The organism is Bacillus mobilis (assembly GCF_001884045.1).
Classification (GTDB): domain Bacteria; phylum Bacillota; class Bacilli; order Bacillales; family Bacillaceae_G; genus Bacillus_A; species Bacillus_A mobilis.
Map to the genome: position 1 here is coordinate 17216 of NZ_MACF01000042.1, position 10588 is coordinate 27803.

The window sequence follows — 10588 nt, forward strand, 5'->3', positions numbered from 1 at the left end:
AGGCGAAGTGTATGAGTTTTTTACAAATACGTAACGTTTCTCACTGCTTTTTCGCAAAAGAAAATGCCAAATTGATTCTCGAAGATATGAGTTTACAAGTGGAAGAAGGCGAATTTATTTCTATACTCGGTCCAAGTGGTTGCGGCAAAACAACACTCCTCTCCATTATTGCTGGGCTACTTGATCCAATTGAGGGCATCGTCTTTTTAGATGGTGAGCCCATTACAACGAAAACTTCATCTATGGGGTATATGTTGCAGCAAGATTACTTGTTCCCTTGGAAAACAATTGAAGAGAATATTATGCTTGGACTTCACACCCGAAAAATCTACAATGAACAGACGAAAGAACATACTTTACAACTTTTAAAACAAGTCGGTCTACATGATGTAGAAGAGCAATACCCTCGTGAACTGTCCGGTGGTATGCGTCAACGTGCCGCTCTCGTTCGAACGTTAGCGACCGATCCGAAAATTTTATTGCTAGATGAACCTTTTTCGGCTCTCGATTATCAAACGAAGTTGAAACTAGAAGATCTCGTCTTCACATTATTACGTAACTATAAAAAAACATCACTACTTGTAACACACGATATTGAAGAAGCCATTGCGATGAGTGATCGTATTTATTTACTACAAGCGAATCCCGGGAAAATTGCAAAAATATTTATCGTCCCAGAAAGCATCCGTTCCTTATCACCGTTAGAATCACGCCACCACCATGACTTCCCATCCCTCTTCCAAGATATATGGAAGGAGCTGGAGCGACTTGGATAATATAAAGCAACTACATGAACAGTTTCGGAAAACAGAACGCAGGCGCGCATGGTTAGCACGCTCACTACAGCTTTTACTGCTCATTCTTTTCTTTGCACTATGGGAAATAGCTAGCAAAAAAGAGTGGATTGATCCTTTACTCTTTAGCTCCCCTTCAAGCATTTTGGATCTCTTCCTTAGTAAATGGATTGACGGTTCGCTTTGGGTCCACATATGGACGACATTACTTGAAACGGGAGTAGGTTTCATTCTTGGAACAGTGCTCGGCGCTATTATCGCTACTTTTCTTTGGTGGATGCCGCTTCTCGCCCGCGTACTCGATCCCTATCTCGTCGTCTTAAACGCCATGCCAAAAGTGGCACTTGGACCTATTATCATTGTAATCTTCGGCCCAAATATTTCTTCGTCGATTGCAATGGGAGTAATCATTTCCATCATCATTACCATTCTCGTTATTTACAGTGCATTTCAAGAAGTCGATTCTAACTATATAAAAGTGATGGACACATTTGGTGCAAATAAGTGGCAATGTTATAAGCAAGTCGTTCTCCCTGCATCCTTCCCAGCAATTATTTCAACGTTAAAAGTGAACGTTGGTTTATCATGGGTCGGTGTTATATTCGGCGAACTTCTCGTCTCTAAACAAGGTCTTGGCTACTTAATTAGTTACGGGTTCCAAGTATTTAATTTCACGCTCGTCTTACTGAGCGTACTACTCACCTGTGTCCTCGCAACACTTATGTATGTGTTTGTTGAGGCATTTGAAAAACTTCTAATTGGAAAACGAAAAAGAAGCTGACTTAGAGCGATAAACTATAGTCAGCTTCTTTCTTTACTTTTTATCACACATCTTTGTTTCATTTGTCACGTTGCCATTCGCAACCGTAACTGTATGGAAACAATCTTTCACACGTACTGTAACGACATTTTCTTTTCGATCTATTACATGATAATCATCATACTTTTTATTTAATGCACTACGAATTTGCTCTCCTTCAAAAATCGGAAAACCGTGAGACATTACCCAAATGAGACCAGCAACCGCAAGAATCGTTTTCATACGTTTCATTACCTCCTTGAGAGTAAACTTTTAGTCCCTATAATATGCGCATTATAATTGTGTCTAATTTGTGACATTTTTATACTAATTCTCTTTTAAAGCTTCAGTTCCTTCTTCTTTTTATAAAAAGACAGAATTTTCAATTTTATCAACAAAAAAACGCAAAGAACTAAAATTCTTTACGTTTTCTTGGCTAAAATATATAACTCGTATTAGTGTCCACTTTGTTGTTCTATCGTTTTCGAAACATCATATAATCCCGTCAACACTTCCGCTCTCATTTTCACAAGTTCAGGGAACTGATAGAAGAACGCAATTTTTTTATACTTTAACTCCGATCCTTCTTTCACCTTTTTGGAATCTTGCAAAATAAAAGCTGTAAACGTATCTGCAATATCTTCCGCTACATTGGTCGTTCCATACTGTGATACAAACTCCTCATGCTTTTCTTTAAAAAATTCAATTTGAGTTTCTTCACTTTCTTCCACTTTCTTTTCTGTCCACTCCTGCTCAATTGGCTTCCAGAAAGAGTTATAAAATTGATTAATATAAGATTTCTCCCTCGCACACCCCTCTTGTAAGAAAAGCGTTTCACAGTTACTTCTGTACGTTGAAATATCTTTATCTTCTTCAAAATCCTTCAAATACTTTTCATCTACTGGTATTTGCTTATGTCCGAGTGTCAACACATGAGCCGTCTCATGAATTAATGTTTTCATCACTTCATCGATATTTACCGCAGAATCAAGTGTATCTAAGCTTAGCGTCCAATCTTTCGGATTCTCCATACTAGGCATAACATGGGCAACAACACCGTCATAACCATCCGTTATTAAGTCGAATTCTGTTATATTCCCGCGATATTTAGCTGGGATAAGAGTGCGGTACATATCCCATAAGTCTTCATGATAGCCCCTATCTTGACGTTGTTGTAGCACTTCTTCTTTCGCTTCTTTATCTTCAGCGAATACTTTATTTAAACGTTTCCGTTCTATTTTTTCAAAATAAGGATCTACAATTTCATCACCATCAATATAATAAGAAGCTAAAAAGAAGTAATTTTCATCTTCTTCTTTTTTCTTATCTGCTCCTTTCATATCCACACTTTCATGCTCTTCTATATCATAATCTTCTACTGCTTCAAGCTCAGATAATCTATCTATTTTTTCATATACTTTTTGAAGTTTATTATCTCCTATTTCCACGCATTCTTCTTCTATCTTACAAATTTCTTTTTCCTTCACACTCTTCATAGAACTATCGCATCCTGTTATTAAACCAATTGCGACGATAAACCCTACTAACTTGCCATACAGTCTCTTCATATAAACCTCCGTCGTTCCATTCTACAAAAATATCATAATCAATTTTTAAAGAATATGCGATAATTAATTAAATAAACTGTAAGGGGGTTTCCTATGATTCGAGCAGTCCTATTCGACTTAGATGGAACACTATTAGATCGGCGCCAATCTCTAGAACAATTTATTCATAATCAATATAATCGCTTTGCCTCTCACTTAATGAACATAGAACAATCAGAGTATTGTTCTCGATTTCTTGAGCTCGATAATAATGGCTATACGTGGAAAGATAAAGTATATGCTACTCTCCTTTGCGAATACAACATTACCACTTTAACACCAGAGCAACTGCTGCACGACTATATTACCAACTTTCAACATCATTGTATTCCTTTCCAAAACATGCATGAATTACTTCAGCGTTTAACACAACAAAATATTAAAATCGGCATTATTACAAACGGCTTTACTGACTTTCAAATAAACAATCTTCGCGCACTAAACATACATACGTATACAAACACAATTCTCGTTTCTGAAGCAGAAGGAATTAAAAAACCACATCCTGAAATTTTCGAACGAGCTTTGCAAAAGCTAGACGTTAAGGCCTCAGAATGTCTTTACGTTGGAGATCATCCAGAAAACGATGTGCTTGGTTCTGAACGAATAGGGATTCTTGGTGTATGGAAGAGAGATTCATTTTGGGATGATTTTGAGCATCCACGTATAGTGAACGATTTGTTGGAGGTGCTTTCGTTTTTAGAGGTGGAGACAAAAACAAGACAATAGTAAAAGGAGGCTTCGTTTCCCGAACGCCTCCTCTTCCCTTATAATTCATATACTGTAAACTGCGGTTTACTCGGATGATCTTTCACTATCGCATCGCCTGGAAACTTTGAAACTTTTCGATATAAGGCAATGTCACCAATGCAACCTGCTGTTAGTAGAATTCCTAAAAATGAGAGTGGCTCCAGATTCATAGCTAATCCTAATACAATTGGCAAAATACCAGTTGGTAAAAACGGCAGCATTAACACTTTCTTCATTTGCTTTACTGTAATCGCCTGTTTAGAATGCGCATATGCAACACCTAATTTCCAATTAACGCCCCATTTCAGCTCACTCCACGGCACGCCTCCGATGTAACGAAATCCTATTAAATGTATCGCTTCATGAATACATATGAGAACAATCATTCCAATAATCAAAAGAAACATAACGGGCAATGTAAAGTCAAATTGAACCCCGCCTGAAAGAAATATATGCAAATAACCAATTCCAAACGCCAACGCAAAGATTATAAGTAATGAATAGATATTTAACTTAACCATCGAAACAGTAACAGTCGTTTCTTTTCTTTTATCCATCTTCCCCCTCCTAAAATGTAAATATATCTTTACAAAATTGTATAATATACCCAAAATAATGTAAAGATATATTTACATTTATTCTTACGCACAAAAAAAGAAACCAGCCACTTTACTTCGTAAAACAGCCGATTTCTTCTATATGTTTCATCGTACGCGCCAATACATCGTCGCGCATTATAAAGCTAAATTTTCTATCCGTTTTAATGTTGTCAGGAATGTCTGTTAATAAAACAGACCCTTTCGTTTCTTCGTAATGCGTATGTTCTTCTACCGCACTAATTGTTGCAAAATAAATGTTTTTAATGATTATTTTGTCTTTTCCAGATACTTTATATTGTCCTAAGTAAGTTAAATCAGAAACGATGCCGCCGGTTTCTTCATGAACCTCTCGAACTGCCGCTTCTTCCGGTGTTTCCCCTAGTTCTACTTTACCACCTGGAAATTCAAGACCGCGACGTAAATGATGCGTTAATAACCATTGATCCCCGTACCGGCATACAACCCAAACATGCTTTGGCTCAGGAGAAAATGGATAACGTTCAAACGATAATTGTACAGTGTTGTGGTAATAATCTTTAAATTTGTACATGCCATTACTCCCCTATTGATGGTTACAAGTTTTTCCTACCACAAATTGTAGCATATTCTCGCTTTTCTGCATAATATTATCCAATTACAATCCATTGATTATTCCCATTTGCGCGACTAATTCTTTCGTCTCATGATTTCCTAAATCGTAAATCATTTTATATGCTTTTTGTAGTTGTTCATCATATCGGTCATTATTTGAATCGTGATGATACTCAACAAATGGAACGTGAGAACGTACAAACGAACCTAAATCCTCTACATATGCTTGATCGAAGTACTCTCTTAACTCCGTAATTTCCTCATCACTTGCGGAAATTTCAAAATTATACGTATCCGCCGTCTTCACTTGTGAAATTTGACCGTTTCCTATTGATATATAATATGTTTTTTTCTGCTCCATGTAACACCCTTCTTTCATCCTTTTAATTTCTATTGTTTTCATCAATTACAAAATTATGTAAAATAAAGAAAAGGAGGGATTTTATGCTCAAAATATTAATTATCGGTATTATAATCGTCCTAGTCATACTAGTACTCTCCGTCATGACGATTAATAAAGGCTACGCATATAAACATTCCGTTGATAAACCAGAAGATAATCCTTACGCAAAAAATAATAAGGAGGGTTCATAATATGCTTCGTATACTTCGCATTGTAATCGCACTCGCTGTGATAATTATGTCAGCAATTGGGCTCTATACAGGTCAAAATAACTTTCTACCACTTTCACAATTTCTATTAGGAGCTTTACTTTTTCTTATCGCAATTGAACAAATAAAGAAAAAGGATTCAGGAACAGGCTTTATTTGTATTGCTGCTGGAGCTTTCTCTTGGATTGTTCTTATCATTACCTACATAAAGTGAAACTTTAATCAGTCGGGGTTTTACGGGCGGGATAAAATAGAAGGAGGGTTTTTATGTTAAATGGCGTTCGAATTACTTTTGCACTTATCGCTTTATGTATAGCAATCTATGGATTTTTTACTGGCAATAGAGAAATAATGCCTTATATGTTCTTTTTCTTAGGATTAATGGCTTTCACTGTAGCACTAGGAGAAATAAAACAAAACAGAAAATCTAGCGGTTTACTCGCTTTCATGGCTGGAGCCGGTGCTTTATTTCTTAGCTTCTCAGAACTATTCCGGTAAGTAGTTTATTTAAAGGGGGATTATATGTTAAAAAACATTCGAATTATAATCGCCACTATCGCACTTATTCTCGCCCTATTTAGCTTCTTCGCAAACCTCTCTATGCTGTTACCATACGTTTTTATCCTTTTGAGTATTATGTTTATCCTTTTTGGAATCGATGAAATAAAAGAGCGGCAAAAAGCAAAAGCATTTGTTTATTTTCTCGGTTCTGCCTTTGTTTTGTATGTTGGGGTGTCTAGTATACTTTCATAAAAAAAGAAGAGCATTTCAGCTCTTCTTTAACTCACCATTTTCAATCCAATAATCGTCCCCATAATTCCAACGATACAAATAATCCGAAATGCATTTTTCGGCTCTTGAAAGAATAAAATACCGACAACTGCTGCACCAAGCGTCCCAATTCCAGTCCAAACTGCATATGCAATTGATAACTGAATTTCTTGAAGCGCCATCGTTAAAAATTGAAAGCTAATAATAAAGCCACCTATTAAAATAATATTATTCGTCCAATTATTATCTTTCGCTACTTTCTTTATCCCAATTACACCGACAATTTCAAGGAGCCCGGCTATAATTAAATACATCCACGCCATTTTATTTCACCTCTTCCTTGCCACCACTAAATTTCAATCCGATAATAAATAGTGCCAATAAACACACAAGGAAGATTTTAATAAACGAAAATGGCTCTTTAAAATACACAATATCTACTACTATCGTTCCAACTGTCCCAATTCCAGTAAATACTGCATATGCGGTTCCAATTGGGATTCTTTTCGTCGCTTCAATTAATAGATGAAAGCTAACTAAAATTGCAATAAGTGTCAAAATACTCATCGAATTTGTTTTTAATCCAGTTGCCCAATATATTTCGATTAAGCCGCCAAATACTAAATACAGCCAAGCCCGATTTGTACTAATCTCCTTTTTCTTTTTCACTTCTTCTTTTACTTCTTGTCGTATTTCTTGTTTTGAAGAGCTACGTTTCTTTTTCGGAAAAAGAATGTAAGACATCGCCCATATAAAATGAATCATAAGTACCGATGTCCAAACACTGACAATGGTATTAATAGTTTCATTTTGATAAAAGCCGATTCGTTTATTCAAAATCCATTCTTTCATATGAAGAATATAAGATCCACTTGGTAGCTCTTGAGCTGGTACAAGTCCTATTACAAAAATAAATAAAAGCTGTGCAAGAATGAAAATACCCACATGTTTATAAAAGTATTGCCGCTCTAATCTCGCGTGCTCCTTTCCATATAGCTTCTCTTTTTGCATAGCTGTCATTTATCTTCCTCCTTTTTCAAATAACACTCTACCATTTCATCTATATACTTCATTGTTTCCGAATCAAGTCCATATACTTTTGCACTCTCTCCCTCTTCAGGTCTAATTAATTCCCAATACTTATTTATTAATTGTTCATCTTCTTGAAATACATGCATAGAAAAACCCACTACTTTTTCCGCCAATTGTTGAACTTCTGGTGAATCTACTGGTTCATTTATACGCTCACGAATTTCTCTTAATACTTGCAACCACTCTTTCGTTCTTTTATCTTTTTCTTCAAATGTTGGTAAGCCCTGAATAATATGCTGCTCTTCCTCATTAAAATACCTTTTCCAAAATTTCTCCCTCTGATCAATTCCCTGTACGGATTTTATAAATAACATTAAATCTTCTGTTCTAAGCTCTCCTGTTAATTCAATGGAATGAAATGTTGTATATAGTAGCTTTTCTAAATCCTGTAATCTTTTTACTTCCCCTTGTATCGTTTGAATTTCATTTTGAATCGCATTTTTCCATCTTTCTTCTTCTGAAATCCCCTTTTCTTCTTTTAATACTTCTTTTATTTCTGAAAGCTTAAAGCCGAGCTTTTTAAAAGTTGTGATTTGCTGCAATATAATTACATCATCTTTTGAATAGTAACGATATCCTGACTCGGCAACATACGAGGGTGTTAACAATCCAATTTCCTCATAATATCTAAGTGTTCTCGTCGTTACATTCGTTTCTTTTGAAATTTCGCCAATGCTATACTTATCCATCATTTCCTCCCTTTACCTTACTTTATTTATCCCTACTATAAACTTTGACGTATACGTTAAAGTCAATACTCTTCATAACATATATTTCTACAAATAAAAAAACTGCCCTTTCACAGGCAGTTTCACTTTATCCAAATACTTTCTCAAGTTCATCTTTATCTTGGCTTAACCAGAAGTTCATTAAGCGTTGTGCGCCTTCTAAGTCGTGAAGCTTCGCTTGGCCACATTGTGTTTCATTTGCAGCTGGAATTTCTGTAATTTGAACCGCATCTTTTAATGTTAGTTCTAATAAATCAATGATTTCTCGAACTGTTGGTGTTCCGCTTACTACAAGATAATATCCTGTTTGGCAGCCCATTGGTGAAATATCGATAATATCAAAATGCGGATAACGATCAATATATTTACGTAAATTAAATGCTAATAAATGTTCTAACGTATGAATAACATCTGGTTTCATTGCTTGTTTATTCGGTTGGCAAAAACGAATATCAAATTTATTTACAATACCGTCACTACCTACGTTGTGAACTCCGCAATGTCTTACATAAGGCGCCTTTACAATCGTATGATCTAATTCAAAGCTTTCTACTGATGGCATACAACATCTCTCCCGCTTTTAATTTAATTCCGTTATATCCAATATGATATAACGGAAATCAACATTAGTAAAGTATTATGTACAGTCGTGCTATAATACTTTAAGACTATGCTGAAAAGGAGACCATTATGAAACAGATTTTTATTGGGATTATACGATTTTATCAAAAATTCATTTCTCCAATGACACCACCAACGTGCCGCTTTTACCCAACTTGCTCTCACTATGGATTAGAAGCATTTCAAAAGCATGGTGCCCTGAAAGGATTTTGGCTAACTTGTAAGCGTATATTAAAATGTCACCCTTTCCACCCGGGAGGATTTGATCCTGTCCCAGATAAAAAGGATGACAAAGTAAATTCTTAATTGTCGTAGCCATTCACAACTAAATCTAATTTTCCTGTGTCAGGGTGAATAACAAGACCATGAACAGGTACTTCTTCAGGAAGTAACGGATGGTTACGAAGTACTGATACGCTATGTTCTACACTTTCCTCTACACTAGAGAAACCGCGTAAGAATTGTTCTAAATCGATTCCAGAATAACGAAGTGTATCTAATTTTTCTTCTGTTACACCGCGTTCTTTCATCTTCTCAATTGTGCTGCTCGCTTGAATTTTAGCCATACCGCAATCGTGGTGACCAACTACACATACTTCATCAGCACCAAGTTCATATACAGCAACTAAAATACTACGCATAATACTTCCGAAAGGATGCGAAATAACAGCGCCTGCTACTTTAATAATTTTCACATCACCGTTACGCATATTCATTGCTTTCGGTAATAGTTCAACAAGACGTGTATCCATACAAGAGATAATTACCATCTTTTTGTTTGGAAATTTCCCTGCTACAAACTCTTCATATTTTTTCTCTTCAACGAATTTTTCATTGTACTGCATAATCTCTTCTAATGACTTCATAGTAAGGAACCGATACGATAAACTTAACTAAATCTATACAATTCAATCAAATTTACACAAGTTAGTGCTTCAAAGTGTTCTCGCAACCCCGAAGGGACGAGGGGTATAACACTCCACACGAGGCAGTATCGTTACCTCCTATTATCAAGCATTTATTTTACCCATCTTGATAAATTTATCGACGCATTTACATCCCTATCGTGATGGCTATTGCATGAAGCACAACACCATTCACGAATCTTTAAACTCCACTGTCCTTCTGGTTGAACTGAATGGTCGTATTTTACTCCGCAACATGAACAAATCTTGCTTGAGGCGAACCATTTATCAGCTTTTACATACGCAATGCCATGCTTCTCGCACTTGTATGATAAACATTGAAAGAAGAAGTGCAATTTTTGAAATGAAAATGCTTTCGATAGTTTTTTGTTTTTTAACAGGTTTGAGATAGATAAGTCTTCCACAACAATCCTCATTGGTTTGGTTTTCACCAATGTAGCTGTTGCTTGATGGATATGGTTAGTTCGGATATTCGTAATTTTCCTAGATAACCGCAGGTGCTCAGCTTTCGCTTTTTCATATCCAACAGATTGAATTTTCACACCTTTTTTAAATCTCCTAGACATATCTCTTTGCGCTGACTTTTTCCTTTTCAAAAGTTTTTTAATCTTGGCATCTTTGTTTATATTTCGTTCTTTCATACCATTAGAAGCTACAAAAAGCTCTTTTAAACCAACATCCACACCAATCGACTCATT

At 35.8% G+C, this 10588-nt stretch carries 19 protein-coding genes; 8 read left to right on the forward strand and 11 right to left on the reverse strand.

The annotated features are described in order from the left end of the window. The first annotated feature begins 11 nt into the window (after positions 1–11). Both BAQ44_RS04845 and BAQ44_RS04850 read left to right on the forward strand, forming a co-directional pair. Positions 12–776: an ABC transporter ATP-binding protein gene (locus BAQ44_RS04845; RefSeq protein WP_063262093.1), complete on the forward strand. Its 765-nt coding sequence runs from the start codon at positions 12–14 to the stop codon at positions 774–776. After that, a complete protein-coding gene (locus BAQ44_RS04850) occupies positions 769–1575 on the forward strand; it encodes an ABC transporter permease (protein WP_071721086.1) in 807 nt (268 codons plus the stop codon). Before BAQ44_RS04845 ends, BAQ44_RS04850 begins: the two co-directional genes overlap by 8 nt. 33 nt (positions 1576–1608) lie before the next feature. Here BAQ44_RS04850 and BAQ44_RS04855 read toward each other — a convergent pair whose 3' ends face one another. Both BAQ44_RS04855 and BAQ44_RS04860 read right to left on the reverse strand, forming a co-directional pair. Continuing rightward, on the reverse strand, positions 1609–1836 hold the full coding sequence (locus BAQ44_RS04855; protein WP_061680464.1) for a hypothetical protein: 228 nt from the start codon (positions 1834–1836) through the stop codon (positions 1609–1611). Positions 1837–2048: 212 nt separating this feature from the next. Beyond that, positions 2049–3161, reverse strand: coding sequence for a hypothetical protein (locus BAQ44_RS04860; RefSeq protein ID WP_071721088.1), 1113 nt, complete (start codon positions 3159–3161; stop codon positions 2049–2051). Positions 3162–3254: 93 nt separating this feature from the next. On the opposite strand from BAQ44_RS04860, the gene BAQ44_RS04865 reads away from it, so the two are divergent. Continuing rightward, a complete protein-coding gene (locus BAQ44_RS04865; RefSeq protein WP_071721090.1) occupies positions 3255–3929 on the forward strand; it encodes an HAD family hydrolase in 675 nt (224 codons plus the stop codon). Between the two features lie 38 nt (positions 3930–3967). On the opposite strand, the gene BAQ44_RS04870 is transcribed toward BAQ44_RS04865, so the two are convergent. The 3 genes from BAQ44_RS04870 to BAQ44_RS04880 form a co-directional block, all read right to left on the reverse strand. After that, positions 3968–4507 carry a DUF3267 domain-containing protein gene (locus tag BAQ44_RS04870; protein ID WP_071721092.1) on the reverse strand — a complete coding sequence of 180 codons (540 nt, stop codon included), beginning with the start codon at positions 4505–4507 and terminating at the stop codon, positions 3968–3970. A gap of 112 nt (positions 4508–4619) precedes the next feature. Then, on the reverse strand, positions 4620–5099 hold the full coding sequence (gene mutTA, locus BAQ44_RS04875) for an antimutator 8-oxo-(dGTP/GTP)ase (protein WP_000276386.1): 480 nt from the start codon (positions 5097–5099) through the stop codon (positions 4620–4622). An 84-nt stretch (positions 5100–5183) separates the two neighbouring features. Beyond that, positions 5184–5501 carry a hypothetical protein gene (locus BAQ44_RS04880; RefSeq protein ID WP_000435821.1) on the reverse strand — a complete coding sequence of 106 codons (318 nt, stop codon included), beginning with the start codon at positions 5499–5501 and terminating at the stop codon, positions 5184–5186. An 83-nt stretch (positions 5502–5584) separates the two neighbouring features. On the opposite strand from BAQ44_RS04880, the gene ytzI reads away from it, so the two are divergent. The 4 genes from ytzI to BAQ44_RS04900 are packed head-to-tail and all read left to right on the forward strand — an operon-like array spanning position 5585 to position 6505. Next, positions 5585–5734 carry a YtzI protein gene (gene ytzI / locus BAQ44_RS04885; protein WP_071721094.1) on the forward strand — a complete coding sequence of 50 codons (150 nt, stop codon included), beginning with the start codon at positions 5585–5587 and terminating at the stop codon, positions 5732–5734. 1 nt (position 5735) lies between these two features. Beyond that, entirely contained in the window at positions 5736–5966 is a 231-nt protein-coding gene (locus tag BAQ44_RS04890) for a DUF3953 domain-containing protein (RefSeq protein WP_063262099.1), read from the forward strand. A 53-nt stretch (positions 5967–6019) separates the two neighbouring features. Continuing rightward, on the forward strand, positions 6020–6250 hold the full coding sequence (locus BAQ44_RS04895) for a YczI family protein (RefSeq protein WP_071721096.1): 231 nt from the start codon (positions 6020–6022) through the stop codon (positions 6248–6250). 24 nt (positions 6251–6274) lie between these two features. Then, positions 6275–6505: a YczI family protein gene (locus BAQ44_RS04900; protein ID WP_071721099.1), complete on the forward strand. Its 231-nt coding sequence runs from the start codon at positions 6275–6277 to the stop codon at positions 6503–6505. Positions 6506–6531: 26 nt separating this feature from the next. On the opposite strand, the gene BAQ44_RS04905 is transcribed toward BAQ44_RS04900, so the two are convergent. The 4 genes from BAQ44_RS04905 to luxS form a co-directional block, all read right to left on the reverse strand. Continuing rightward, the gene (locus BAQ44_RS04905; protein WP_061677528.1) at positions 6532–6846 is read right to left on the reverse strand and encodes a DMT family transporter; all 315 of its coding nucleotides are present in this window, start codon (positions 6844–6846) and stop codon (positions 6532–6534) included. A 1-nt stretch (position 6847) separates the two neighbouring features. Beyond that, a complete protein-coding gene (locus tag BAQ44_RS31645; RefSeq protein WP_080467720.1) occupies positions 6848–7543 on the reverse strand; it encodes a DMT family transporter in 696 nt (231 codons plus the stop codon). Beyond that, a complete protein-coding gene (locus BAQ44_RS04915; protein WP_071721101.1) occupies positions 7540–8304 on the reverse strand; it encodes a MerR family transcriptional regulator in 765 nt (254 codons plus the stop codon). The genes BAQ44_RS31645 and BAQ44_RS04915 overlap by 4 nt, the downstream gene beginning before the upstream one ends. 127 nt (positions 8305–8431) lie before the next feature. Continuing rightward, positions 8432–8905 carry an S-ribosylhomocysteine lyase LuxS gene (gene luxS, locus BAQ44_RS04920; protein WP_001141371.1) on the reverse strand — a complete coding sequence of 158 codons (474 nt, stop codon included), beginning with the start codon at positions 8903–8905 and terminating at the stop codon, positions 8432–8434. A 128-nt stretch (positions 8906–9033) separates the two neighbouring features. On the opposite strand from luxS, the gene yidD reads away from it, so the two are divergent. After that, a complete protein-coding gene (gene yidD, locus BAQ44_RS04925) occupies positions 9034–9270 on the forward strand; it encodes a membrane protein insertion efficiency factor YidD (protein WP_000809334.1) in 237 nt (78 codons plus the stop codon). Here yidD and BAQ44_RS04930 read toward each other — a convergent pair. Both BAQ44_RS04930 and BAQ44_RS04935 read right to left on the reverse strand, forming a co-directional pair. Beyond that, on the reverse strand, positions 9267–9830 hold the full coding sequence (locus BAQ44_RS04930; RefSeq protein ID WP_061677533.1) for a beta-class carbonic anhydrase: 564 nt from the start codon (positions 9828–9830) through the stop codon (positions 9267–9269). The two genes, yidD and BAQ44_RS04930, sit on opposite strands and share 4 nt — an antisense overlap. Before the next feature lie 152 nt (positions 9831–9982). Then, positions 9983–10588: RNA-guided endonuclease InsQ/TnpB family protein (locus BAQ44_RS04935; protein ID WP_145925745.1), on the reverse strand; the 606-nt coding region annotated here is incomplete at its 5' end.

What these genes read in the sequence shown, in the direction of transcription:
- BAQ44_RS04870 (WP_071721092.1), bottom strand. Translation starts at nt 4,507, where the DNA reads ATGGATAAAAGAAAAGAAACGACTGTTACTGTTTCGATGGTTAAGTTA.
- BAQ44_RS04890 (WP_063262099.1), top strand. Translation starts at nt 5,736, where the DNA reads ATGCTTCGTATACTTCGCATTGTAATCGCACTCGCTGTGATAATTATG.
- BAQ44_RS04905 (WP_061677528.1), bottom strand. Translation starts at nt 6,846, where the DNA reads ATGGCGTGGATGTATTTAATTATAGCCGGGCTCCTTGAAATTGTCGGT.
- BAQ44_RS31645 (WP_080467720.1), bottom strand. Translation starts at nt 7,543, where the DNA reads ATGACAGCTATGCAAAAAGAGAAGCTATATGGAAAGGAGCACGCGAGA.
- BAQ44_RS04930 (WP_061677533.1), bottom strand. Translation starts at nt 9,830, where the DNA reads ATGAAGTCATTAGAAGAGATTATGCAGTACAATGAAAAATTCGTTGAA.
- luxS (WP_001141371.1), bottom strand. Translation starts at nt 8,905, where the DNA reads ATGCCATCAGTAGAAAGCTTTGAATTAGATCATACGATTGTAAAGGCG.
- BAQ44_RS04865 (WP_071721090.1), top strand. Translation starts at nt 3,255, where the DNA reads ATGATTCGAGCAGTCCTATTCGACTTAGATGGAACACTATTAGATCGG.
- yidD (WP_000809334.1), top strand. Translation starts at nt 9,034, where the DNA reads ATGAAACAGATTTTTATTGGGATTATACGATTTTATCAAAAATTCATT.
- BAQ44_RS04880 (WP_000435821.1), bottom strand. Translation starts at nt 5,501, where the DNA reads ATGGAGCAGAAAAAAACATATTATATATCAATAGGAAACGGTCAAATT.
- BAQ44_RS04855 (WP_061680464.1), bottom strand. Translation starts at nt 1,836, where the DNA reads ATGAAAACGATTCTTGCGGTTGCTGGTCTCATTTGGGTAATGTCTCAC.
- BAQ44_RS04845 (WP_063262093.1), top strand. Translation starts at nt 12, where the DNA reads ATGAGTTTTTTACAAATACGTAACGTTTCTCACTGCTTTTTCGCAAAA.
- mutTA (WP_000276386.1), bottom strand. Translation starts at nt 5,099, where the DNA reads ATGTACAAATTTAAAGATTATTACCACAACACTGTACAATTATCGTTT.
- BAQ44_RS04915 (WP_071721101.1), bottom strand. Translation starts at nt 8,304, where the DNA reads ATGGATAAGTATAGCATTGGCGAAATTTCAAAAGAAACGAATGTAACG.
- ytzI (WP_071721094.1), top strand. Translation starts at nt 5,585, where the DNA reads ATGCTCAAAATATTAATTATCGGTATTATAATCGTCCTAGTCATACTA.
- BAQ44_RS04900 (WP_071721099.1), top strand. Translation starts at nt 6,275, where the DNA reads ATGTTAAAAAACATTCGAATTATAATCGCCACTATCGCACTTATTCTC.
- BAQ44_RS04860 (WP_071721088.1), bottom strand. Translation starts at nt 3,161, where the DNA reads ATGAAGAGACTGTATGGCAAGTTAGTAGGGTTTATCGTCGCAATTGGT.
- BAQ44_RS04895 (WP_071721096.1), top strand. Translation starts at nt 6,020, where the DNA reads ATGTTAAATGGCGTTCGAATTACTTTTGCACTTATCGCTTTATGTATA.